Consider the following 24,656-nt stretch of genomic DNA (forward strand, 5'->3'; position numbering starts at 1 on the left):
CGCGGCGAGCGGGTGACGGTGTCACGCGACGTGCAGGTGGATACGCGTGCGGCGTCGGGCAAGGCCGGCCTGTGGACGATCGAGGCAGCCAATGCGGGGGTCGGCTCGGCCACCAAGCGCGGTCTCGTCATTGGAGGCGGGATCAATGGCAATAGCGGCAACGGCAACGCCGACGCCGCGATCGACGGCGACACGCTGTCGCGCAACCTGGGCACGACGAATGTGGCGCTGACCAACACGTCGGGCGACCTGACGGTGGGCGACGCGGTGACGTGGGCGAGCGACAACACGCTGGCGCTGACGTCGCGCCAGGGCAACGTCAACCTGAACCGCGCACTGAACGCGAGCGGCGCGAACGCGGGCGTGACGTTGAACGCGGCGCGTGAGATTCGACTCGCGGACAAGCTGACGTTGACGGGCGAAAACGCGCACCTCGAGCTGAACTCGGGCAGCGGCCACACGCTGACGAACGACGACGCGGTGGTCACGCTGTCGGGGCGCAATGCGTCGTTCTCGGCGAACGGCGAAGCGTATCGGGTGATTCACGATCTCGCGGGGCTGCGCGATGTCGAAAGCAACATGGACGGCCGCTACGTGCTGGGCAATCTGATCGACGGCAAGGGTGCGCAGTTCCGCAGCCTCGGCGGCGACAAGTACGGGTTCAGCGGTGTGTTCGACGGTCTGGGCAATACCGTTCGCGACCTGTCGGTCTCGAACCCGGGCGCTGCGCTCGTCGGGTTGTTCGCGGGCAATTCGGGCCGTATCGCCAACCTCACGCTCGACAAATTCAAGGTGCGGGCATCCGCACCGGTCGATGGCAGGCCTGCCATCGTCGGCGCATTGACCGGCTACAACATGGGGGGCGTCATCACGAACGTGAAGGCGAAGGACGTCCTGGTCAGCGGCAGCGGCCGCGCGATTGTCGGCGGTCTGGTCGGCAGCAACCTGAGCGGAAAGATCGATCGTGCATTCGTTTCCGGCCGTGTCCAGGGTGACAAGGATGCGCTGGCCGTCGGCGGTCTGGCTGGCGAAAACCTCACCGTCATCTGGCCGTATATCGGGGAGGCGAGCATCAGTAACAGCCAGGTCGACGTACAGGTCAGCAGCGAGTCGGCAGGCGTGACGGGCGGCCTGGTCGGTATCAACCGGGGCAACATCTCGGCGGTGAAGGTAGCAGGCAGCGTTACCGCCCTGGCCCGCGGCGCGCGCGTCGGCGGCGTCGCCGGCTACAACGACAGCGGGGTAATCAGGGCTGCTTCGTCGTCTGCGAGCGTGCGTGCCGGCCATGATGCGACGGCGGGCGGCCTCGTCGGCTACAACCGCGCGTCGATCGAGGCATCCGACGCGACCGGCGACGTCACCGTGGGTGACAAGGCCAAGGCGGGTGGCCTGGTCGGGGAAAACGACGGCAAGATCGATTCGTCGACGGCGGGCGGCAAGGTCGTTGCCGGTGCGTCGAGCGTGGTCGGCGGTCTCGTCGGCGTCAACCGGGCGACGATCCTGGCGTCGAGAGCCAGCGGCAGCGTTCAGGCCGGCAATGGCGCGGTGGCGGGCGGGCTCGTCGGGGATAACGCGGGCTCGATCAAGTCGTCCACCGCGAACAGCGACGTCTCGACCGGCGACGACAGCCAGCTGGGCGGCCTCGTCGGCCGCAACCGCAGCACGGGCACGGTGGTCGCATCGAATGCGCACGGTACGGTGAAAGGTCGCAACAACGCGAAGGCCGGTGGTCTCGTCGGCTGGAACGACGGCAAGATCGACGGTTCGTCGGCCGATGGCAAGGTGAAGGTCGGCAAGGGGAGCTTGGTGGGTGGTCTGGTCGGCGCCAACATCGGCAGCGTGAATGCTTCGTCGGCGGCCGGCAGCGTATCGATGGGCGGGGACGGCATCGCAGGCGGGCTCGTCGGCTGGAATACCGGCCGGGTGACGAGTTCCAGCGCGCGCGGGGACGTCGACATTGCCGGGTCGGGCAGCGCAGGCGGCCTGATCGGGCGCAACGAAGGCGAGGTGCAGGCGTCGAGCGCGTCGGGTAACGTCGTCGCGGGCGACGACAGCTACGTCGGCGGCCTGGTCGGCCATAACCACATGGGCGCGTCGATCAATGCATCCAGCGCATCCGGTTCGGCGAAGGGCGGCGATCGCAGTGTGGTCGGCGGTCTCGTCGGGAAAAACGACGGCAAGATCGCGTCGGGGTCGTCCACGGGGCGGGTGTCCGGCGGGCAGAATGCGTGGCTGGGCGGCCTGACAGGCGCAAACTTCGGCTCCGTCGATAATTCGAACTCGGGAAGCAGTGTTGACTACAAGGCCGGCTACACCCAGTTCTACGGCGGGCTGGCCGGTGTCAACGGCGGCCAGATGCGCGGCAATGGCGTGAACGGAGGCGCAGCCAAGGTGCCGCTCGCGGGTATCAATTTCGGCACCATCCGGAACTGATCGGTCTCGCGTAGGGAGGCGGCGGTCGTTGCAGCGACATCCGCTTCCCGGGCACGTCGTGTTGTCGCGACGTCGATCCGAGGCCCGTTCGGCATGTGTGCCGGATGGGCCGGCCGAACGGCGATGGTGTCTCGTGCACCATCGCCGGCTCGGCCTTCGTCGAAGCGAAGCTTTTCATGAGGCTTCACGCCGATCCGCGAAACCTCCCCTCTTCTGCCGACTCGGCCGGACAATCGTCGGAACGGTTCGTATTCGCTCTGTCAACGCGCAGCAGGACGGCGGCACGAACGGGACCCTCTCCCCAAGCCAACGTCCTGAAAATGCATCGTCCGAACCGTCGATCCGCCGAACGCATCGATCGATGCCATTCAAAAACGACTCGGATTTGTCGCATCAAATTTCGGTCAAGTCCGAAAATGTGATGTCGGGCGACCCAACATGTACGAAATGGTTCATGCGATGAGGACGCCCCTGCGAGCCTTTGGCATGATCGGAAATCCCTTCTTTTCAGGTGTTTTCCGAGACGATCACGGGTGCCGGCGCGACCTCGTTCCGGCCGCGTTCGCGATCGTCGCCGTGCGTCATGTCGCCGAGCCCCCTTCAATCCCTTCGTCGCTATCAGAGCATTTCGGTGTTCGGCGGCGGAATCGTCGTTACCATCCTTGTCCTGATCGCCTGCGGTCTCGGGATGGTGTCGATCGTCTCGGGCTATGTCGAAGGGGCGCGGCGCAACTACCTGAACGGCCTGGAGCAGACGCTCAACGAAATCCAGGTAAGCGAAACGTCGTTCCGTAACGGCGTCGCGAACGCGCAACTGATCTGGCAGGAGGCCAGCGATGCGCCGGCGGCGATCGTCGACGGATTCTTCATCGATGACCAACGCATCGAGACCCGGCCGTATCCGTCGCTCATCGTCGGTGTGCCGGCGCAAACCGGCAACCGGGCCGAAGTCGCGCGCTATCTGTCGCTGTCGATGCTGCTGTCGCGCATCTGCGCAGCCAGTTCGATCAATCGCGGGCGCACGCTCGAGGGCTACCACTACAGTACGCGCACGGGTGTGTTCGCGCTGATTCCCCACCGGGACCGCGACGATCCGGCGCTGGTTTCGCCGGAAAGCCGCGCAAGTGTGCTGGATGCGCTGCGCGTCGATTTCGAGCATCCGTATTCGGACATCGCCGACAAGCGTCCGCATGTGCGCTGGCTGGAGCCGTTCATCGATCCCGTGTCGGGCCAGTCACGCATCCGGATTGCTGCCGAGGCGCGCGACAACGGCACGCCGTTCGCCGTGCTCGTCACCGAATATCCGCCCGAGTACCTGCTTTCATGGCTGGCCGACTATCGCCCGGAAGGCACGTTCTATGTCAAGACGGCCGATGGCCGGCTTGTCACGATCGATCCGTCGGTGCGCGATACCGGTCGCATGGAAAGCCTGTCGAAGCTGAATCCGCGGTGGAGCGATGCGTCGTCGCCGGGCGCGCCCGTGTTCCGCGACGGTTTCCTGTTGTTTCACGGCAAGCTGGAATCGACGGGCTGGACACTTGCCTATGCGCTGTCGTGGACCGACATCGCGGCCGGCGTCGCGCGTCCGGCCGGCACGCTCGGCGTCGCGACGCTGCTCGCACTGGTGGTCATGTGGGGCCTGCTGCTGCGCTTTCATCGGCGCGAGTTCGTTCCGCTCTACGCGCGCTCGCAGCGCGTGTTCGACAGCGAAGCACTGTGCCGCAGCGTGATCGAGATGGCGCCGATCGGGCTCGGGTTGATCGCGCGCGACGACGGGCGCTTCATGCTCGTGAGCCCAGCGCTGACCGACATGGTCGCGCGCATCGGTGGTGACTATCACGCGCTGTCGAGCCAGGTGGCCGATGCATGGCAGGCGCGCGGCGATGCAGGCGGCGTACTGCACGACGACCTGATGCTGGGCGGCGTGGAAGCCGCGCATCTGCACCTCGAATTCATTGCGTGCGGCGCGCGCTACCAGGACACGGACGTGCTGATTGCCGCGGTCGCGGACATGACCGCCAAGCGGCAACTCGTGCAGCAACTGGAAGAGGCCGTGCGCGCGGCCGATTCCGCCAACGCGGCGAAATCGTCGTTTCTCGCGGCGATGAGCCACGAGATCCGTACGCCGCTGAACGTGATTCTCGGCAACCTCGAACTGCTCGAGCGCTCGGCGCTCGACGCGACCCAGCATGATCGCGTTCATACGTTGCGCACGTCGGCGACGAGCCTGCTTGCGCTCGTCAGCGACATCCTCGATTTCTCGAAGATCGAGGCCGGTGCGATGTCGGTCGAATCGATCGAGTTCGACGTGATCGCGACGGTCGAACGCGAGTTGAACGCGTTCGCGACGATCGCGAAGGCGAAACGGGTGCAGCTGTTCTGCGAGATCCACGCGAGCAGTACGCAACGGATGCGCGGCGATCCGACCCGGTTCGCGCAAGTGCTCCGCAACCTGCTGAGCAACGCGCTCAAGTTTACCGATGCAGGCCGCGTAATCGTGCGCGTCGCGGTCGTTGCCGAAGGGCACGATACGCCGGAACTGTCGGTCGAGGTCGAGGATACCGGTATCGGCATCGGCGCCGAACATCGCCGCAAGCTGTTCAACGCATTCTCGCAGGTCGACACGTCGATCACGCGGCGTTACGGCGGCACGGGGCTCGGGCTTGCGTTGTGCGACAGGCTCGTCGCCGCGATGGGCGGCCGCATCGAAGTGGCGAGCGAACCGGGCGCCGGCAGCCGTTTCACGGTGCATCTGCCGCTCGGCGTCGGCGTCGTCGCACTCGATCGGCCGCGCACGGCTCACCGACAAGGGCTGACGCTGATCGCCGCCCATCCCGGATGGCGTGATTTCGCGTTGCCGCATCTGCGCGCATGGGGGTTCGACGTCAGCGTGTACGACAGCCCGTCGAGTCTGCCGGCCGGCATTGCACGACACGGCGCGGTCGTGCTGTTCGGCGATTCCGACGCCTGGTCGTACGAGGATCTGGCCAGCCTGGGCGATTGCGCGCCGCTGATACTGGCGATACCCGACGGCCCGCTCGAACCTTATCGCGCCGGCGGCACGGTACGCATATCGAGCTATTCGCTCCGCGGCTTGCGCGCCGCGTTGGCGCTCGGCGCCGCAACGGGCGACAAAGGCACGATCGATACCGGATCGGGCGACGACCCTTGGCATGATGATTCTCCCGTTCAGGAATCGGCGCCGGCCGCCGCATCGCTCGATGCGGCTGCGGAAGGCAGTCACGCACTGCGCGTCCTCGTCGCAGACGACAAAACCGTCAACGGTTCGATTTTCAGCGAGCAATTGTCCGCACTAGGCTGCACGGCGATCGAGGTCGGATCGGGGCATGCGATGCTCGAATCGCTGGCCGGCGGTGGCTGGGACGTGTTGCTGATCGGCGACGATCTGCCCGACATGCGCGCGCACCAACTGGCTGAAGCGGCACGCGGCATTGATCCTGCGTGTGATGTGCTGGTCGTGACGTCGAATCTGTCGCCAGAAGGCATGTACCGCTTCACGACGGCCGGTGTGCGACGCGTATTGACGAAACCCATGACGCTCGGGCACCTGCGCGGCGCGCTCGCGCATGCGTGGCGGCGGCGTGCCGCGCGTTCGGCGAAAGAGCCGTGCGCGGGTGCGTGCCCGTTGGAGTCAACCAATCATGAAGCGGCTTTGCATGACAAGTAACCAACAGCATCGAACACATCGACGAGTATTCGGGATAACAGAGGCAGGGTGCCGACGTACATCGCTCGGCAGATATCAAATCAATACTGGAGGGGAACACCGTGCGCCATGTAGGGAAGATATTCCCACTGTTGCTCGATTTTGCCGCACTGTCTGAGAAATCGCGTCGGGAATTCCTGATGACGATGAACGAGTTTCTGCTGATGTCGCCGGCGCAGAAGCGTCGTGCGCTGGTCGAGTGGAAAAGCAGGGTGGACGGCAACTCGCATGACCTGCCCGACGACTTGAACCACCGATAGCGCGCTGTGTCGCGGCATCCGGTAACGGCTCCGGGTCGTCGTGAGTTTCGGCAAATCCGCGCGGTGTGGCCGTGCGGATGCGTCGTGCGTGCCGCAGTCGCGGGTGAGCATCGTCCGCCGCGTGGCGCGTGCCGATTGCAAGGCGAACCGGGATTTATCTTAAAATTGAGTCACTTTCGTCCGGTGCGCCGAATATGCGCCAGCCATCGACACGATGGCACGAGCGTGCTTCCTGTCGCTGCGGGGGCCGGACGAGTGACTAAATGCCTCGGGGAAACAGGAACATGGACGAATTCTTTGTGCGCGTGATGGTAGCGGACGATCATCCGGCATCCGCGCTCGGCATGTCGCAGGCGCTGCAAGGCAACAGCACGATCAAGCTCGTGGGCACTGTTTCGAACTCGACGGATCTGGTCGCGGCGCTCGACGCGCAGCAGAGCGACGTGCTCGTCCTCGACTACGTGATGCCGGGTGGCAAGTATGGCGACGGGCTCGTGCTGCTGTCGTTCCTGCAGCGCCGCTATCCGGCGCTGCATATCGTGACGATCACGATGATCGACAATCCGAGCGTACTGCGCGCGATTCACGGCCAGGGCGTGAGCTGCATCCTCAGCAAGTCGGATGCGATCTCGCACCTGATCGGCGCCGTGCATGCCGCGTATGTCGGTGCGAACTACATGTCGCCGTACATCAAGCAGCTCCTGCAGGACCTCGAGTCCGAGCCCGTCGCCCGCGCGCTGACGACGCGCGAGGTCGAGGTTGTCCGGTTGTTCGGCGCGGGCTACACGGTTGGAGAGATCGCCGCGCAGCTCCATCGCAGCAAGCAGACCATCAGTTCGCAAAAATCGAGTGCGATGAAGAAGCTTGGGATCGTCCGCGACGCGGATCTGATTCGCTATAACGACGAGCAAAAGCTCGCCGGCGCGTCCGACGGCGATGCGTCGTCGACGTGACGCGGGAAGCCGGTTGCCGCCCCGGATCGGCTTCGGGGCAGACGTCGCCGAAGTGACGCATCGCGTGTGGGCGCAGGCACCCCATTCGACACGACTACCCTGTTTCCCGGCGAACCGATGCACCGACATCGGCGAATGATGCGGTATGCCGGCCACGCGTAACGAGATCGACACGACATGCCCGCAAAGCTGAAAAGACTCTTTTCGCACGGCACGAAGGCCGTTCGCAAGCCATTCGAGCCAGGCCGTGTCCGGCGGCAGCAGCAGTTCCTGCTGTACGCAAGCGGGGCCGCGATCACGGCGTTCATCCTGGTGTGCGCGACGCTGGTCTTGCGGCTTGACGTGCAGGAGTCCCTCGAGCGTTTTCGCGTCGAGTTCACGGCACGCAGGGCCGAACTCGTTGCCGAGGTGGAGATCATGCGCGCGCTGCGCAATCGCTATGTCGAGGACATGGAACTGCAGTGGGCCAGCGTTTCTGAAAATTCGTCGGGCCTGCCCGGGCTGCTCGCCGGCAAGCACGGCAAGCAGACGTTCATCGGGCGGAAAGGACGAATTGCGATTGCCGCGTTCGCCGACATTCCGCCGGCCGCATCGGGGAGCAGTCACTTGCCTTACCTCGCGCGCTACCTCGACGGTGTCGAGGTGACGGGCGTCCTGCCGCCGCCGCAACCGGCCGATCCGGGCGGCTCCGCTTATCTGATCGATCCGGACGGCGATTTCATCGTGGCGGCGGGGCATCCGCTGGTGAAGCGGGCGCTTGCGCTGCCGGCCGGTTTCGATGTGAGGGCACTGGTCAAGCAACTGCTGCCGACGACGAACGATACGGCCGTATCGACGGCGGATGCGGCTGTATCCACTGCGCCCGCCGTTCGTCGAAACGCGATAGCGCTGGAACGTCGATTCGATCCGGTGCTCGGACGCTCCGTGCTGCGGATGGTGCAATGGGTGCGTGGCGCAAACGGCAAGCCGGTCGTCTGGTTCGCCATCAACAGCCTGCCGCTGATAGAGGGAATACTGCGCTCGCCGGGCGCCGGCAGGGAATACGCGCTCATTGATTCCGGTGGAAATATCCTGCTCGGCGGGCAACCCGACGGCACGATGGTGACCCGTGCACTCGAGCTTGCGCGCCACGACGCCGGCGAGCGTGCGGCCGCCCATCGCGTCGGCGTGAACTTCGTCGTGAGCGACAGGGTGCCGAGATCGGACGAGGTGGTGATGGCGACCATCTCATGGCGTGCCGTTCTGAGCGACGTTGCCATGCGCGCGAGCTTGACCGTCGCGCCCGCGCTGCTCGCGATCGCGCTGTTGTGGATGGCAATCGTGGCGTTCGACAGGCGGGCGCTGCGTCCGGCGAATCGACGCGCGATTCGCCTGATCGAAAGCGAGGCGCTCAACCGGACGCTGATCCGTACGGCGCCGGCCGGGCTCGTGCTGCTGTCGTTCGTCGACGGCGAAGCGATCATGCGCAACGACGCGCTGATCGCCTACGAGCGGGACGTGTCGGGCGAGCCGCTCGGCAAGCGGTTGTGGCGCGCGTACCGGGACGGCGCGCCCGCCGGCAACACGCGTGCGCGTGTGACGCGGGAGCTGGCTGTCGAGCGCGCGGGGCACGGCACCGTCTATCTCGACGCGCACATCGTGCGCACCAAGTATCGCGGCATCGACGTGCTGCTGTGCACGCTGCTAGACATCACGGCCCGCAAGCAGGCGGAGGAGAAGTTGCGCGAGGCGCGTGAGGCCGCCGAGCACGCGAACAAGGCGAAGTCGACGTTCCTCGCGACGATGAGCCACGAGATCCGCACACCGCTCAACGCGATCGTCGGCAACCTGGAGCTGATGGAGCGTGCAGCACTGCCGTCACAGGAACGGCGGCGCCTGAAGACCATCATGTCGTCGTCCGATGCGCTGCTGAGCGTGATCAACGACGTGCTCGACCTGTCGAAGGCAGAGTCGAACCAGATGGTGCTCGAAAGCATCCCGTTCGACCTGCGCCGCGTCGTGAACGACGTGGCCGCGATCTTCCGTCCGCTCGCGGATGCGAAAAACCTCGAGCTGACGTGCCGCCTGGCCCCGGATCTCGCCGATGGCTACATCGGAGATTCGACCCGGTTGCGACAACTGGTTTCGAATCTCGTCAGCAATGCGATCAAGTTTACGAAGCGCGGCGGCGTGACGATCGACGTGCGGCTCGCGCAGGCCGGTTCGGCCGGCCGCGGCGTCGAAATCGCCGTCAGCGACACGGGTATCGGCATTCCAGAAGACAGCATGCCGACCCTGTTCGACGTCTATATCCAGACCGATGCGTCGATCTACCGGCGTTTTGGCGGCACGGGGCTCGGGCTGCCGCTGTGCCGGCGCATCGTGACGCTGATGGGCGGCGAGTTGAGTGTCCACAGCCGGCTCGGCGAAGGCACGGTATTCGTGGCCGAACTGCCGCTGCCCGAAGCGCCGTCCGGCTGGCGGGACGATGCGCCGGAACCCGGGACGTTCGCGGATGCCGCGCGCGGGTACGAAGCGCAAGTGGAATCCGAAGGGGGCATAGAGGCTGCAGCGCCTGCGGAGTCCGACGATCACGAACCGCTGCAAGTGCTCGTTGCCGAGGATCATCCGGCAAGCCGCGCGTTGCTGCGCGACCAGATCGATGCGCTGGGCTACGACGCGACGATCGTTTCCAACGGCATCGAGGCGATGCGCGCCTTCTTCGAGCGGCCATACGACGTCGTGCTGACAGATCTCGGCATGCCGGAACTCGACGGGTTCGCGCTCGCGAACTTCCTGCGCGAGCAGGGCGCCCGCGTGCCGGTGATCGCGATGACGGCACATGCGACCGACGAGGATCGTCGGCGTTGCGCACAGGCCGGCGCGGTGGAGGTCGTGCTCAAGCCGCTGTCGATCGAGACGCTCGACGCGGCGTTGCGGCGGCATGCAGGGCGCGATGCGGTGTCGCCCGCGCCTGCGCACGGGCAAGTGCAAGCGCCCGTCGCGCCAGCGATGACCGACGAGGTGCGGCGCACGCTGCACTATGCAACGCTGCGGTCGCTCGCGACGATTCGTGACGCGCTTGCGAACGGCGACGCCGATACGTTGCGCATCGAACTGCATTCGATGCGCGGCGGTTTCGCGTTGGCGGGCGATGTCGAGGCTCGCGACGCGTGCGCAAGCGCGGAGCACGCGATGCGGGATGGCGGCCCGGAAGCATTGAAACGCGTGTGGAATTCGACCGAGGAGGCCGTCCGGCGGGCACTCGGACGGCTGTCGGCAGACGGCGAGCCGGGCTCGCGCGTCGCGGGAAAATAATCCGAAGTATTGAGCGTCGGTTCGCGGATCACGGCCGCCGTGCCGTGCATCGCTGCTGAACATCCCGAGACACGCCGCGCAGACGCAGATGCAGATGCGCTTCGGTCTGCCCGTGCCGAAACCAGGTTGATGCCACGCTGATTCACGCTGAGCGAGCCGCGCGCGCTTTTGCCGTCGATGGCGACCGCTTCATCGGCCGGCACCCGACAGACCCCTCGCATCCAGCGAACGAAACAGGCTTCGAACTCCGGCGGATCGAGCGCCGCGAATACCCGACCGAACGTATCGCGCGATGGAATCCCGCGCTCCAGCGGTACGCACCGGCGTATCCAGTCGAGCTTCGATTCGCCCCCGATCCGGATCGCGACCCGGCCATCCGACACCGACAGCGTCCGGCTTCAGTTACGTGTCTACCGTCGTATTCCGCGCGTGTGGAGCGGGCATACGAACGCCGGCGCGGCGTCGGTCGTTTAAAGCAGACGTCGCAGTTCGGGCACGGAAGTGATTGGCGCAAGGCTTGCGCAGTTGGCCATGTGAGCGACCGAAGCAAGGGTTTTGCGGGTGACTTCGGCCTCGAATTGTCAGATCCGTCTAACAATCAACGATCTAAAAAGATGGATTTTGGATTTTCGTACAAGTACGAACCGAATTGACTGGTTGATTAAAATTCGTCCTATATCACGCCCCGCACGAGTCATAGAAAATAGCGTCAGTGGAATTGATCTTCCACACATCGAATTTCGATTAATTCATCGCAATTCGATTCCTTAAACGCAATTTTCAAATAGAGATCATTCGATGAAACTCAGCAAACTCGTTCTGGCACTGGGCGTAACTGGCGCACTGTTCGGCATCGCACATACGGCACAAGCCGAACCTGTGTCGAAGAAAATCACGCTGACCGCACAGATCAACGACGGCATCTTCGTGTCGAAGCCGGATGGCTCGACCTGGTACAGCACGGAAGAACTCGAAGCCAACGACTACACGCAGACGAAGTTCTCGAAGACGCTGCCGGTTCGCGTGTGGACGAAGAACCCCGAATTCAACATTTCGCTGGCGCAGCCGCTGAAGATGTCGAGCGGCTACTACGAAATGAAGAACGCCAAGGTTCAACTGACCAGCCAGGCGGGCGACGCCGAAGTCAAGTTCGGCGCGCAGCAGAAGATCACGCAAACGACCGCGGGCAACGGCGGCTTCGACGAAATCCACAACCTGAAGATCAACGTCGAATCGCCGACGCAAGTCGGCAGCCAGACCACCAACGGCAGCTACAGCGGCGACCTCGTGATGGTGTTCGAGCCGGTCGCGGCAGCGGCTCCGTAAGCCAGGTAAGCGGGCTGACGAGAAGCCCCGCCAGGGGCTTCTTTTTTACGCCGCTTCAAGAGTAAATCGCGTGTCCATCCTTCCAAATCCGCCATAAGAGATAACGTGTTCGCCGATCAAGTTCCCTTCCGATTCAACAAGCTGTGGCTGGGTGCGTTTCTTTTTATTTCGTCGCACTCATTCGCAGAACTTAAGGTCTCGTACGGAGTGCCTGAAGGGTTCAGCGCGGCCGAGATGGACGACAGCGCGAACTATGTAGCGACGTTCAAAGGACGGACGCTACCGGGGTTCATCGGTTTTTCGCCGGAGGATGGCGCCCTCACGTTCGATGCGGGCAAGTATGAGGAAAACGGCGTTTCCGCGGAGGATGTCCGCACCTTAACGAACGTCGTTTCGAAACTGGATTACAAGCGTTGCAGCAAGGGCTGCGACGTCGAGGTCGACGGTTACTACGTTACCGTCGACAAGATGAAGCGGTCGATTTCGATTCGCGACAAGCGCGAAGATTATGTCGCGCCGCAGACGAGCCTTGGCATCGTCAACAATCAGTCACTGGACTTGCGCGCCGCGTCGGATGGCTACCGGGCCGTGAACTTCAACGGCAACACCTGGGTCGGCCTGCCGTCGCAGAGCTTCGGCTACGTGAGCTGGTACGCGAACCAGACGTCGTCGCGCTACGGTAGCGGCGGCACGCGCGGCGTATCGTCGTATTACCTGCAGAAGAACTTTGCCGGCACGTATGTGCGGGCAGGCAAGCAGAACAACATCGACTATGCGTCGGGGTCGGTCAGTACGCTGCTTTCGCCGAGCTTCGACCAGTTCGTGACGGTCGGCAGCCAGACACACCTGCAGGTCAACAACAATGCCGGGTCGCTGATTCTCTATGCGACCGCGGAAGGGAATTACGAGTTTTACCGCGGCGGCCGCCTGATCATGAAGCGGCCGGCCGCGATCGGCCGCAACGAGATCAGCTTCGCCGATCTTCCGGGCGGCTACTACTCGGTGGAAGTGCGTCTCGTCGACCGAAACGGCAACGTGGTTGCCCGCGAAACCCGCGAAATCAACAACCTCAACTTCGGGGCAGCGGGCGGCGGCAATTCGTGGCATGTGACGGCCGGCAAGGACATGGACGAAGGCGGGTTTCTGGTCGAGGCCGGCCTGAGTCGAAACCTGAAGCAGTTCTATGTGAACGCGTCGATGCTGGCGGGGCGCGACGGGAAATGGGCCGCGGAAGTGAACGTGACGCGCCCGACGCAAATCGCCGGCATCGACGTCGCACCCACGCTCGGCGTGCTGAGCGGGGAGCGGGGCGTCGGCGGTTACGCGAACATTTCGCTGGCGAGCGAAGCGTTCGGCAGCCTGATGGTGAGCCGTTACCAGAACACCGACGTGTCGCGCTTCTATCGGGGGCAGCCGAGCACGGCGGTGTCTTACAGCCGCACCATCCGCAAGGCAACCGTCGGCTACAACTACCAGCAGTCGAATTCCGGTTCGGCCCATCAGGCGGAAGTGCGCTGGAACTATCGCCCGAACGGCCTGTGGAGCACCTTCGCACTGGGTGTGCAGAAGGGCGGGTTCCAGCGCGGCAACGGCGGCTATGGCGTGTACTTCAACATGACCATGATGCTGGACAAGGTGCAGGCGAGCTTCAGCGCCGCGCATTCCGGCGGGCAGACGCAGTTGAGCGGCGACGTCCGCAAGGATTTCCAGGACAGCTTCGGCACGTCGTCGATCGGGTTGAACGCGAACCGCATCGGCAACGACTACGGCGTCAATGTATACGGCAGCCGTTCCGGCACGCGCGGCGACGCGTCGCTGAACCTCGGCCACAGCAGCGCAGGCAGCAACGTCGACTTCAACTACCGCGGCATGGTGGCGGCGAACAAGGATGGCGTCGCGCTCGGGCGCTACAGCCCGAGCGGCAGCGCAATGCTGCTGACGACGCCGAAGCTCGACGGCATGAAATACGGCTTCAACGTCGAGGGTGCCCCGGTTGCGGGCGGCAGTACCTATGCGGTGCCGCTGAACGCATACAACGATGTCGCGTTCGCCCGTGTGCAGAGCAGCAGCCAGGATCTCGACATGAACATCGAGGTGCCGGCAAACGTCGTCCGCGCGCATCCGGGGCAGGTGTATTCGGCGAAGGCGCGGGTCGACATCAACATGATCTACAGCGGCTTCCTGACGGACGCCGACGGCAAGCCCATCGACGGGAAAGTAGTGGAAACCGGCGATACGGTCCACCGGAACGGACTGTTCTCGATCGTCAGCAAGAAGATGCTGAGCGTGGTCACGGTGCAGCGCGACGATCGCCGCTACAACTGCGACCTGAGGGACGCGAAGGGCAGCAATTACAGCTGCAAGCTCACGACCGATACGAATGCAGGAGAGGAAACGAAATGAACATGAATTTGCGAACCATGCTGCCCGCGCTGTGCGGGCTGCTGCTGGCAACGATCCAGCCGGCCCATGCCGAAGGCGAGCTGATGGTGATGCCCGCGACGACCAAGGTGTTCAACGCGCACGAGCAGAAGGTGACGGTGAAGAACATGGGCGATGCGCCGCTCTATCTGAACGTGTCGGTGCAAAAGGTCACGAACCCGGGCAAGACGCCGGAAAACAAGGTCGCGTTGGGCGATCTCGAGCATCCCGGCCTGCTGGCCAGCCCGGACAAGTTGACGCTCGGCCCGGGGCAGACGCGCGCGATCGTCCTGAAGTCGCTCGCGGAGCCGCAGCAGGAAGCGCTTTACCGGTTGTACATCTTGCCGGTACGGTCGCTCAAGGTCGATGACGCGCCTCAAGACAAGATCACGGCGCCGATGTCGGTCGCGATCGGTTACGGCGTGCTCGTGCGGCATATGCCGCCGCCGGGCAAGCAGCAGTCGGGCTGGACGCACCGCTGCGAGGGTGGCGGGATGACGCTGGAGAGCACGGGCAATATTCGCCAGATTTTCAACGACGTGAAGGTCGGCCAGTCGGCTTCCCCGCAGACTGTTGCAGTGTTCCCCGGCACGCCGCAGCATTTTGAGACCAAGCGGATGTCGTTGCGCGTCGATGAAAAGCCGATGACGCTGGAATGCCCGTGATGAAACACATGCGGCGTTGGGTGCTGGGCATGCTCGTCGCGCTGTGCTGTACCAGCAGCATGGCGGCGGGGATTTTGAAGTTGTCCCGCACGGAACTGACGCTGTCGCCGGACGAGCCGGTGCCCGAATTGTGGGCCGAAAACGTCGGGGATACGCCGTTATACCTCGATGTGACGCAGCAGCTGGTGACGAATCCGGGAGAAATGCCGGAACGTCTGTTGCCGGTTTCTGAAGCGCCGAGCCCAACGCTGCTGGTATCCCCAACCCGTCTTGCCTTGGCGCCGGGGCAGAAATATCGAGTGATGCTGAAAGAACTCGGCACACCGACGCGGGCGCAGGTATGGCGTCTGACGTTCCGGCCGAGAGAGCGGATTGTTGTAGATGCGGCTGACATATCGGGGACGCAGGCACCGCTTGTCATCAGCGTTGGATATGGCGTCGTGATTTATCAGATGCCTCATCAGAGGTAACCGGAGCCGGATTGTCGTGGTCCGCTATCGCGGGTTGAGGAAGAGCACCGCACAACTCGTGACGTTGTTTGCGTTGTCCAATCCGTGGATAGCGGGCGGCAAGCTGTTCGCTGCTGGGGCCGACCGCGTTCCTGACAGGCGCTTATGCCTTGGGCTCGACCTGCGAATGTGGTTCGGTGAGGCCGGCGAGGTTCTCTTTGCTCTGATCGGCTGACGTCGCATCGCATGGCTCCCTGTTAAAACGGCAACCACTCTTGATTCGAGCTTATGCAGAGTATCCGAAGAGAATTTCAAGAGCACAGCCGGTACCTATGGTGGCGTGTTGTCGATGAGGTTCGAACCGGTAGTCAAGGCGCCGTGACAGGGATGTATCAGGCGGTCGTGCTTCTATGAAGCTAACGAAAGATCGAATAACACGAGTGATGATATGAACGGGATGATTAGAGGCGTAAAGATCGGTGGGTGGCGCAATCTATCCAGGGTCGGAGTGGCGTTGTGTCTGACGGCTATTTCTAAACTCGCGACTGCTGCTTTGCTATTAACCGATTTAAGTAATGGCTATAGTAATTGTTATTGGATTGACCAAGGGGATGGGACAAGCATTATTGATGTGAACATCGACTATAAGTCTGTTAGTGGGCATGTGGGGCAGTGGAGTTTTACTTCGCGAGCGTTACTGATTTCTTGGTATGATAAAAATGGGGTTGCTGGTCCGAGTACCAACATTATCGATAAAAGCAAAGTCACCATGGGGGGGAGCGCAGCCACACAAGTTTACAACAACCCGTCTTATTCTATGTACTATGGGGGATGGTATAACCGCAATCCCTTTATCGCGAGAGTTAGGATCCGGATCAATAACGACCAGGTTGCTAGCTGGCCGGCTATTGCCGTTTGGGCTGGGCATTACACGAACGGGGATGATTTTGCGGAAATCACTGGGGCTGCCTATATAGCGCGTGGTGACCAAGGCGGAAGCTGCCGGGTCATCAAGGATCCGGGCACGGCGCCACCCATGCCGATTGCGATGACCATGTCGGCTCCGGACTGGAATCTGGGTGAGCTGCCCGAGGGGAATGGAGAGAAGGTTTTCCCGAACAGTTCGGATCAGCTTTGTTTTACCTATTCGGGTGCGGCGGTGAGCGGCAAGCAGTTCGTCATCAACGCCGGCAGTGCCAATGGCGTTGTCAACAACCGCTATCGCCTCAAAAACCTGAAGGACGCAACGCAACTCATACCCTATAGCTTGACGCTGGATAGCGGCACGTCGAATGTGTCGTTGCCGAATGCGAGCAACAAGGCGCTATCGCTCAATAGCTCGGGCAGAACCTGCTTTGTTCCGACCTTCAAGACCACGGTCGACCCGTCCGTGAAAAGCGGCGATTACAGTGATGTACTGACGTTCACTGTCATCACCAAATCGTAGGAGACCTCGTGAAAACGTCCACACTCTGTAACGCGCTGATTGCGCTGCTGTTCGTGCCCGCCGTCGCGCTGCCGCAGACCGTGAACCTCTCGGGAAAGACCACGAGCAAGATCACGGCGAAAGTGGTCAAACCAGACTTGCTGACCGTGACCGACGACAAGGGCGGCTGGTTCGATAACGGTCTGGAAATGCAGCAGCTCGGTGGCTGGACGACGCCGTATGAAGTGCAGGCGCGGTTGAAAGTCGTATCGACGAGCGGTACGTTCCAGGTTCGCATGGACGACCCGCTGACGATTCGCAACCAGTCCAACGCCACCCAGGTGTTCCGGTCGCCGAAGGTGCTTCTCGGCAACGAAGGTGCGGAACCGAAGGCGCTGTCGGTCGGCCAGAACGTGCAGTTCCAGAACCCGGCGCCACCCGTGGCCGGTACGGACTCGGTGGGCTACTACGGTCTCGCCATTTCGGCCTATCCGCCGGAAGGCGATTTCAAGAGCACGGTGGGTACATACACCGGTGTGTTGTCGATGACATTCGAGCCGGTCGTCAAGGCGCCTTGACGAGCGATCGTCACGGCCGGCACGCCCCAATCTTTTACTGAATGACAGACACATGCACATGAAGCAGCTTTCTTCCGTATTCTTCGGCGTTTGCGCGGCGGGCTGCCTGTCCATGGCCGCGCCATCGTTCGCCGCAATTGACCTGATGCCGAAAGAAGTGAAGGTCGACGCGAAGGCGACGACCGTGCAAGTGGTCAACAACAGCGATCGGCCCGAGTACGTGAGCATTTCGCTGTCGCGACTGCTGAACCCGGGCGTGCCGCTGGAAGACGAGCGGCTCGAACCGGTTGGCGAATCGACGCATCCGTCCATCTATGCGTATCCGTTCCGCATGACGCTTTCGCCTGGCCAGACGAAGACGATCACGCTCAAGCCATTGCGCGCGGTCGAGACGGAGACCGTTTACCGGCTCGACGTCAAGCCGGTCGTCAAGGTGCTGGCGACCGAGAAAAAGGCGGCGACTGCCAATATCGTCGTCAATCTCGGATTCAGCGGATTGGTTCGCCAGTTGCCCGAGAAGGAGCGCCAGACGCTTTCCGTCACGTGCGAAGCCGACGGCGCGCGCGTAACCGCGACAGGTACCGTGCGCTACGCCGTAACGGGCGCCGAGGCGGACGGCCATAAACTCGACGATTTCAATGTCTATCCGGGCGTGCCGCTGCCCGTGCACGGGCGCGTCGTGAAGATTCCGGGGTATCCGGCGTGTGAAGGCCACGCGGGATAATTCGGCGTTTCGATGCGAAATGGACAACCGCTCCATTCGCATATCGCCTGCATTCCCCGAATGACATGGCGTGTACCCCTGGACGCTGATGCACGAGCCGACCGACAGGCTCGCAATCGTTGCCGAGCGTGATATGGAGGCCAGGTTTCCTGATGGTTCGGAAACCTGGTGACGCTTCCATGAGTTTCCCCTTTCTCCTGCGGTAGCCGCTGAATCCCTCGATGTTGCCCGCGTGTGATCTCGCGCCGGCGTGACCTCGCCGGCGACACGCATCCCGGTTCTTGCGATACGCAGTACAGCGATTCGCGCGCGACCCATCCCTCTCGCACCATGCATGCCACCTCCGGCCAGCGATTACGCTGACGGCTCAACCGGCCCGCGTGCACGCCGGAGCCTCCGGTTCAGCACCGTCAGCATCGGCTTTTCGATCCAGACATGGCAGACATAGCCCGACAGGCAGACCACGCCTAGCACGGCGCACGTGGCGGCAAAGCCCGCCCACGTGTGGAGATCGGCGCGCAGCCCGATGAGCTTGCCCGCCGTGCCGATGACATAGGGGTGAATCAGATAGATCGAATAGCTGGCAGAACCGAGCGCCACCACGGTGCGGTTCGCGATCGTCCAACCCCACTTGTCGAGCGCGACCAGCGCGACGTTCAGCACGAACGCGGGGCCGCCCCACAGCATGACCCGCGCGAACCCTTCGGGCGTGCCATAGCGCATCTGCAGCAGCGGGATTGCCGCGATGGCGGCAACGGCGACGGCAGCCCATAGGGGCGCGGCGATCCGCTTCACGATGCCGGTTTGCAGCACGCCGTGCGCCACGACGCCAAGACCGAACTCCAGCACGAATGGTTGACCGAGATGGCCGACGACGGTCGCGCCGCGTGGGTCGACAGCCGCTACGCATGCGCACAGCAACGTGAGCGTCAGCGCGGCGAACGCGGTCGCACGACGTGCGCGCATGCATCCGAGCGCGGCCGCGACGACGAGATAGAACAGCATCTCGTACTCGAGTGTCCAGCCGTTGAGATTCAGCGGCCCCCAATGGCCGTTTTCCTTTACGTACGGGATGAACAGCAGCGACTTGACGAGATAGTCGGGCGCCGCCGTCGTCGTGTTCAGCCAGTGAGGACGCAGCAGCGCGATCGCGTAGATGCCGAGCGTCGTCACCCAGTAGAGCGGCACGATCCGGATCAGGCGCTTGACGAGAAAGTCGCGCCCCTCGTATGGCGCGACGCACGACATGATGAAGCCGCTGATCACGAAGAAGACGTCGACGCCGGCCTGCCCGGACGGCAGCACGTGCAAGTGATAGGCGACCACCGCGAGCGCGGCGAGCGCCCGTGCGGACTGGATGTTCAGGTAGATGGGCTGGCGCCGGATGTTTGCGCTCATCTGTACCTCCGGACCGTGCGCCGCGAAGGCGAGATGGCGGACGGAGGCACGTGCGCTTCGTCACCGCTTGCGGCGCCGTTATCGGCGCCCGGCACGAACGCCGACCGACCTGCCCTGCGTGCCGCGATGGGCCTACATGCTTGGCGGGCGGTGGGATGTGTCGCGAGCGCTTCGGCGTCTTCGAATGACGGTCGACGTGATTTGCCGTCGAGATGGCCGGCGATTTTCGCGGAGGAGGGTTTGAATCAGGACAGCAAATCGTGAAAATGACGGGGGGCGAGGCCGTCATCGATCGCGTTGAACGCGGGCACGGGTGTCCCGGCCGGTGCGGGCGGGACGGCGATCCTGCATACACCCGCGCTCATTGGCGAGATGCATGTGCGTGCCGCGCATCGAGGCGCGGCATCATTGCCCCGTCTGTCGCTCAGCCCTTCGCGACGACGTCGATGCGCAGCGCTTCGCCGCCGGCGGCGATCCCGAGCAGGCGATCGACGTTCGGGTGTGCGCCGGGGCGGTTGCGCGCATCGGCGGTGTGCTCGGCGAACACGGCCAGGCCATGCTCGGCCGCCTTCGCGTCGAGCGTGCCGAATGCCTGCTTCAGGTAGTGGTACACGGCGAGCGAACCCTGTTTGCCGGGCTGGTTCTCGATGGTGGCGACCACGTCGCCGTTCGCGCCGACGAGATCGATGCGTGCGATGCCGTCGATGGCCGGCAATTGCGCGAGGTTGTCCTTGAATACTGGGGTAGCTTGAATCACTGAAAACACTCCGTCGGTTCGGTCATGGGCCAATGAGGGTGGCCGGCCGTATCTTATCCGATCGGCTGTGGCGTACCGGCCGGCGCGGCCGGCGCGGCCGGCGCGGCCGCGTCGCGCGAGCGCTCGATGTCGGGGCTGCGATACGCGCGCTCGGGAATCTCGGCGAGCCGCGACGCGTGTACCTGATGCGGCGCGAGTCCATAGAACTTCTGGAAGCTCATGATCAGCGGCGACCATTTGTCGGGATCGATGCGGTCCGGATGGCCGTCCATCAGCAGGTCGGGATGCACGTGCACGCGCTGGATGCGCAGCTCGAACAGCGTGATCTTGCCGCGCAGGTCGGGTGTTTCGTCTGCGAGGCCGTGCGCGGCCGCGACGACCGCTTCCAGGTGAACCGGGCATTCGAGCGCGCGCGGCGGCGACACGGTTTGCGATGCCGCCTCGGTAAGCCCGGCCGTGCCGAACTTGTCGGGTTCGTAAACATAACCCTTGGCCCGCTTTCCGTCGGGCACCGGACAGGTGCCTGTCGTGCGCGCGATCCGGTCGACCGCGTGCGCCTGCGCCGGCGACGGCAGGTTCAGCACGCATTCGCCGGTGCGCAGCAGGTTGCGGGTGGTCTGCGAGCTGGCGGCGATGCCGATCACGCCGCGCCAGCCGAGCCAGAACGCGGACGAGATCGGCGCAAGATTTGCTGTGCCGTCCTCGTTCAGCGTGCTGATCAGCACGACGGGCGTGCCGAAATAGAGGATGTTCGGTTCGGTGACGCGATGCGGAGCGTTCATGGTCGAGGCCTTCGTTTCGTTGAGGGGTCAGTCCGCATGCTGATCCCGTCGCGGCCGCGCGGCGCTCCGATTCTTGTCGTGTCATCAGCAGGGGCGGCGGCGCGATGGAGGAACGGGAATTGCGCGTCATGCGCAGGCGGCGGGCGGAAGGCGTCGGCCATTGCGACGGAGGGTTTGCGCGTCCGCGCGCCGGCATCGCGCCGGCTTTTCCGCTACAGTAGGACATCGCCGATCGCACCCGCCGACCCGGCGCGATCACGTTCCAGAATCGCACATGAGGGCACCGATGCACACCCCGCAACGCTATTCCGAAGAAGCGCCCACGCGCGCGGAAGTCGACGCACTCGCCGGCGCGACCGTCATCGAATTCGGCGCGAACTGGTGCGGGATCTGCGCGGGCGCGCAACCCGCGATCGTGGCGTCGTTCGCGGCGCACCCCGCCGTGCGCCACCTGAAGATCGAGGACGGCCCGGGCCGCCCGCTCGGCCGTTCGTTCCGCGTGAAGCTGTGGCCGACCCTGGTGTTCCTGCGCGACGGCGTCGAGGTCGCACGCGTCGTGCGCCCCGCCGATGCACGGCAGATCGAAGCCGACGGCTTCGCCGCGCTGGCCTGAAGGCATCGCCATGCAACAGGCCATCACGCACATCGCCGTCGACACGCGCGGCAGCGGCCTCGTCGAATTCACGCCGCAGGTGCGCGCGTTCGTCGACCAGCAGTCGATTCGCACCGGCCTGCTCACCGTGTTCTGCCGCCATACGTCCGCCTCGCTGCTGATCCAGGAGAACGCGGATCCGTCGGTGCAGCGCGATCTCGAACGCTACTTCGCGACGCTCGCGCCCGAGGACGACACGCGTTACGAGCACGACACCGAAGGCGCCGACGACATGCCCGCCCATTTGCGTACGGCACTCACGCAGGTGCAGCTGTCGATCCCGGTCGAGCACGGACGCATGGTGCTCGGCACGTGGCAGGGCATCTATCTGTTCGAGCATCGTCGCGCCCCGCATCGTCGCGATATCGTGCTGCATCTGATCGGCGAGTAGGCGCGGAACCGCGCCACGGGCGGTCAGAGGGTCCGCCCGTCACGCGTCGCGGCCACGCTCAGCCGAGCAGCTTCTCGACCAGCGCGCCAAGTTCGCGCAGGTGAACAGGCTTCGGCAGGAATTCGTCGAACACCCGCTGGTTCTCGCGCAGCGCGGCCGATTCATATGCGCTGACACCGACAATGGACGGAAACTTTCCGTCGTCGTCCGGTTGCGCGACCATCCGGATGCGGTGCGCGACTTCGAAGCCGCTCAGGTCGGGCAACTCGAGATCGAGCACGACGAGGTCGTAATGCGTGTCGCCGAAACGGGCGACGCCTTCCTGGCCGGTGCCGCACAGATCGGCGTCGAGGCCGAGCGCCGACAGCATCGCGCCGAGCGTTTCGCGCGCGTTGTCGTTGTCGTCGACCACGAGCGCGCGGCGGTTGCGGTGCGTGGCGGCGGCCGGCCACGCCGGCGCGTCGCCGGCCGTTTCGCCGGCATCCGGCACCTCGACAGGCAGCGTCACGACGAACTCGCTGCCCTCGCCGACGACGCTGCGCACGTCCACGTGGCCGCGCAGCGTCGTCACGATCTCGCGCACGACGGCGAGCCCCATCCCGATGCCGTCCACATGCAGGCCGACCGCGTCGTTCGCGCGGTAGAACGGCTCGAAGATCTTCGACAGATGCTGCTTCGCGATGCCGGCGCCGGTATCGCGCACGACGAGTTTCAACTGCCGCCCGGCCGGCGCGTCGACGAGCGCGATCGACACGTCGATCGATCCGTCGACCGTGTACTTCACCGAATTCTCGATCAGGTTCGACAACACCTGACGCAACAGCTTGCGATCGGAGCGGATCGCGAGGTCGCGAGGCTCGACGCGCTGTGCGACGGCGATCCGCTTGGCCGCGATCTTCTCGCGCAGCGGATCGAGCACCTCGGCGAGCAGCGACGCCATGTCGACCGTTTCGGTTTCGGCGAGGCGCTTGGTCGAGCGCAGCTTGATGTAGTCGGTCAGATCCTTGACCAGCGCTTCGAGCGACGACGCGGAATTTTGCAGCCGCCGGATCGTCTTCAGGTTCGCGTCGGATTGCGGCCGCGCGAGCAGGATCTCGATCGATCCGCAGATCGCCTGCAGCGGTGTGCGCAGTTCATGGCTGACCATCCCGAGGAACGCGTTCTTCGCCTCGATCATCTCGAACGCGCGATCCGATGCCTTGCGCTCCGCATCGAGCGCCGCGTCCTGTCGTTCGAGCAGGTCTTCGCGCGTGCGCATCGTATAGAACAGCAGCAGGAACAGCGCGCACAGGATCACGCCGAGGATGATGCCGAGCGACAGGATCGCCCGCTGCTTTTCCTTCAGCTGATGGAACGTGAAGTCGCGCTGCGCCATCTCGATCGCGCGGAAGTAGTTCGCGAGGCCGTTGACCTTCGGCCAGTACGCGTTGACGTCGTCGATCACGTGTGGCGCATCGTTCCGCGCATCGCGCAGCAGCGGCACGTCGTGCTTCAGGCGCGCCATGAATGCGCCGAGCACCGCGATTTCGGCACGCGCGCGCGGGATGCGCAGCCAGTATTCGGACACTTCGGACGGCCGCTGCAGGAACCCGAACGACACCGACAGGCTGTCGAGCTGCATCTGAACGTGGTCGAAGTCGTCGTCCACGTGCGTCGAGTAGAGGATCAGTTGCCGGTCGAAGCGCGCATACGCGTTCCGGTATTGCGCGGCGGTCCAGAACACGCCTTCGCGCGGCCCCTCGAGCACACCCTCGTTGACCGACGTCGCGAGCAGGTCCCACAGCAGGAATGCCCACGCGGCGAATCCCAGGATCCACAGCGATCCCAGGACCAGGATGATTTTTCTGTTCTTCCACCGCCCGCGCATCATGCCGTGCGCTTACTTCACGGTCAGGCCGATGATCTGCCACGCGAACTTGGCTTCGCCGAGCGGCGTCTTCAGCTCGTCGGGGTACTGGTCGCGCGGATACATGATCCACAGCGGGCCGTAGTTGTCGTTGCCGAGCACCTTGCCGTTCATCGTGCGCGCGAGGATCACGCCGTACTTGTCGGCATCGGACACGGGGATCGTGAACGTGTATTCGTCGATGCAGCGGAACTCGATCTGCGTGCCGTGCGCGTCGACGGTCTTCAGCACGTCGGACAGGCGCGGGCCGGTGAAGGTCGCCTTCGGTGTCCAGCTCGTCGACGTGACGATCGTGTGCTGCGGCAGCGCCATCAGCGCCTGCTCGGTAAAGACGAACACCGTCTTGCCGGGCTGGTTGCTGCGGCCGATCTTGCCGTCGACGGTGAACGTGAACGACGCGGCCCAGCTCGCGGCGGCGATGCCGAGCAGGCCGGCGGTGAGCAGGCTCTTGATCCAGATGGTCGAAATTCGCATGTCGGTCCCTTCGTTCGTGTGCGCGTGGTGATGGGTT

The 24,656-nt window shown here is 64.0% G+C and carries 20 protein-coding genes and 1 pseudogene; 13 read left to right on the plus strand and 8 right to left on the minus strand.

Annotation, left to right across the window (positions count from 1 at the left end; all coding sequences use genetic code 11):
- Window positions 1–323, minus strand: a 323-nt coding sequence (locus DIE16_RS37165) for a hypothetical protein (protein WP_260434422.1), incomplete at its 3' end; no start/stop codon positions are given.
- 40 nt (window positions 324–363) lie between these two features.
- On the opposite strand from DIE16_RS37165, the gene DIE16_RS21820 reads away from it, so the two are divergent.
- Together DIE16_RS21820 and DIE16_RS21825 are read left to right on the plus strand one after the other, a co-directional pair.
- Window positions 364–2,433, plus strand: coding sequence for a GLUG motif-containing protein (locus DIE16_RS21820; RefSeq protein ID WP_260434423.1), 2,070 nt, complete (start codon window positions 364–366; stop codon window positions 2,431–2,433).
- Between the two features lie 583 nt (window positions 2,434–3,016).
- Window positions 3,017–6,121, plus strand: a complete 3,105-nt coding sequence (locus tag DIE16_RS21825) for an ATP-binding protein (RefSeq protein ID WP_124893368.1) — start codon at window positions 3,017–3,019, stop codon at window positions 6,119–6,121.
- 80 nt (window positions 6,122–6,201) lie between these two features.
- On the opposite strand, the gene DIE16_RS37560 is transcribed toward DIE16_RS21825, so the two are convergent.
- Window positions 6,202–6,531 carry a hypothetical protein gene (locus DIE16_RS37560; RefSeq protein ID WP_185735497.1) on the minus strand — a complete coding sequence of 110 codons (330 nt, stop codon included), beginning with the start codon at window positions 6,529–6,531 and terminating at the stop codon, window positions 6,202–6,204.
- A gap of 173 nt (window positions 6,532–6,704) precedes the next feature.
- Between DIE16_RS37560 and DIE16_RS21835 the strand changes: the two genes are divergently transcribed.
- Window positions 6,705–7,373, plus strand: coding sequence for a response regulator (locus DIE16_RS21835; RefSeq protein WP_124893370.1), 669 nt, complete (start codon window positions 6,705–6,707; stop codon window positions 7,371–7,373).
- 177 nt (window positions 7,374–7,550) lie between these two features.
- On the plus strand, window positions 7,551–10,670 hold the full coding sequence (locus tag DIE16_RS21840) for an ATP-binding protein (RefSeq protein WP_124893371.1): 3,120 nt from the start codon (window positions 7,551–7,553) through the stop codon (window positions 10,668–10,670).
- Window positions 10,671–10,789: 119 nt separating this feature from the next.
- Here DIE16_RS21840 and DIE16_RS37565 read toward each other — a convergent pair.
- A pseudogene (locus tag DIE16_RS37565) lies at window positions 10,790–11,053 on the minus strand (ISAs1 family transposase); the annotation flags it as partial.
- 415 nt (window positions 11,054–11,468) lie between these two features.
- Here DIE16_RS37565 and DIE16_RS21850 point away from each other — a divergent pair.
- The 7 genes from DIE16_RS21850 to DIE16_RS21885 all read left to right on the plus strand — a co-directional run bounded on the left by DIE16_RS21850 (window position 11,469) and on the right by DIE16_RS21885 (window position 18,259).
- Window positions 11,469–11,996 (plus strand): CS1 type fimbrial major subunit, encoded by a 528-nt coding sequence (locus tag DIE16_RS21850; protein WP_124893372.1) that lies wholly within the window; start codon window positions 11,469–11,471, stop codon window positions 11,994–11,996.
- A 234-nt stretch (window positions 11,997–12,230) separates the two neighbouring features.
- Complete coding sequence (locus DIE16_RS21855) at window positions 12,231–14,399, plus strand: TcfC E-set like domain-containing protein (protein ID WP_124893419.1); 2,169 nt, start codon at window positions 12,231–12,233, stop codon at window positions 14,397–14,399.
- Window positions 14,396–15,082, plus strand: coding sequence for a pilus assembly protein (locus DIE16_RS21860; RefSeq protein WP_185735498.1), 687 nt, complete (start codon window positions 14,396–14,398; stop codon window positions 15,080–15,082). Before DIE16_RS21855 ends, DIE16_RS21860 begins: the two co-directional genes overlap by 4 nt.
- On the plus strand, window positions 15,073–15,552 hold the full coding sequence (locus DIE16_RS21865; RefSeq protein ID WP_124893373.1) for a hypothetical protein: 480 nt from the start codon (window positions 15,073–15,075) through the stop codon (window positions 15,550–15,552). Before DIE16_RS21860 ends, DIE16_RS21865 begins: the two co-directional genes overlap by 10 nt.
- Before the next feature lie 427 nt (window positions 15,553–15,979).
- Window positions 15,980–16,978 (plus strand): hypothetical protein, encoded by a 999-nt coding sequence (locus DIE16_RS21875; protein ID WP_124893375.1) that lies wholly within the window; start codon window positions 15,980–15,982, stop codon window positions 16,976–16,978.
- Window positions 16,979–16,986: 8 nt separating this feature from the next.
- On the plus strand, window positions 16,987–17,535 hold the full coding sequence (locus tag DIE16_RS21880; protein ID WP_124893376.1) for a hypothetical protein: 549 nt from the start codon (window positions 16,987–16,989) through the stop codon (window positions 17,533–17,535).
- A gap of 145 nt (window positions 17,536–17,680) precedes the next feature.
- Complete coding sequence (locus DIE16_RS21885) at window positions 17,681–18,259, plus strand: hypothetical protein (RefSeq protein ID WP_311769726.1); 579 nt, start codon at window positions 17,681–17,683, stop codon at window positions 18,257–18,259.
- A 354-nt stretch (window positions 18,260–18,613) separates the two neighbouring features.
- On the opposite strand, the gene DIE16_RS21890 is transcribed toward DIE16_RS21885, so the two are convergent.
- From DIE16_RS21890 to DIE16_RS21900, 3 genes are all read right to left on the minus strand, one after another.
- Window positions 18,614–19,657 carry an acyltransferase gene (locus DIE16_RS21890; RefSeq protein ID WP_124893377.1) on the minus strand — a complete coding sequence of 348 codons (1,044 nt, stop codon included), beginning with the start codon at window positions 19,655–19,657 and terminating at the stop codon, window positions 18,614–18,616.
- Between the two features lie 424 nt (window positions 19,658–20,081).
- Window positions 20,082–20,414, minus strand: a complete 333-nt coding sequence (locus tag DIE16_RS21895; RefSeq protein WP_124893378.1) for a DUF2322 family protein — start codon at window positions 20,412–20,414, stop codon at window positions 20,082–20,084.
- A 53-nt stretch (window positions 20,415–20,467) separates the two neighbouring features.
- Window positions 20,468–21,196, minus strand: a complete 729-nt coding sequence (locus DIE16_RS21900; RefSeq protein ID WP_124893379.1) for a flavin reductase family protein — start codon at window positions 21,194–21,196, stop codon at window positions 20,468–20,470.
- A 286-nt stretch (window positions 21,197–21,482) separates the two neighbouring features.
- On the opposite strand from DIE16_RS21900, the gene DIE16_RS21905 reads away from it, so the two are divergent.
- Both DIE16_RS21905 and DIE16_RS21910 read left to right on the plus strand, forming a co-directional pair.
- The gene (locus DIE16_RS21905) at window positions 21,483–21,809 is read left to right on the plus strand and encodes a thioredoxin family protein (protein ID WP_124487063.1); all 327 of its coding nucleotides are present in this window, start codon (window positions 21,483–21,485) and stop codon (window positions 21,807–21,809) included.
- 10 nt (window positions 21,810–21,819) lie between these two features.
- Entirely contained in the window at window positions 21,820–22,239 is a 420-nt protein-coding gene (locus tag DIE16_RS21910; RefSeq protein WP_124520877.1) for a secondary thiamine-phosphate synthase enzyme YjbQ, read from the plus strand.
- A gap of 58 nt (window positions 22,240–22,297) precedes the next feature.
- On the opposite strand, the gene atsR is transcribed toward DIE16_RS21910, so the two are convergent.
- Both atsR and DIE16_RS21920 read right to left on the minus strand, forming a co-directional pair.
- Window positions 22,298–24,109 carry a hybrid sensor histidine kinase/response regulator AtsR gene (gene atsR, locus DIE16_RS21915; protein ID WP_124893380.1) on the minus strand — a complete coding sequence of 604 codons (1,812 nt, stop codon included), beginning with the start codon at window positions 24,107–24,109 and terminating at the stop codon, window positions 22,298–22,300.
- A gap of 9 nt (window positions 24,110–24,118) precedes the next feature.
- Complete coding sequence (locus DIE16_RS21920; RefSeq protein ID WP_124487060.1) at window positions 24,119–24,619, minus strand: molybdopterin-dependent oxidoreductase; 501 nt, start codon at window positions 24,617–24,619, stop codon at window positions 24,119–24,121.
- Between the last annotated feature and the right edge of the window lie 37 nt (window positions 24,620–24,656).

Origin of the sequence: Burkholderia sp. Bp9090 (assembly GCF_003857985.1) — a bacterium.
Taxonomy (GTDB): domain Bacteria; phylum Pseudomonadota; class Gammaproteobacteria; order Burkholderiales; family Burkholderiaceae; genus Burkholderia.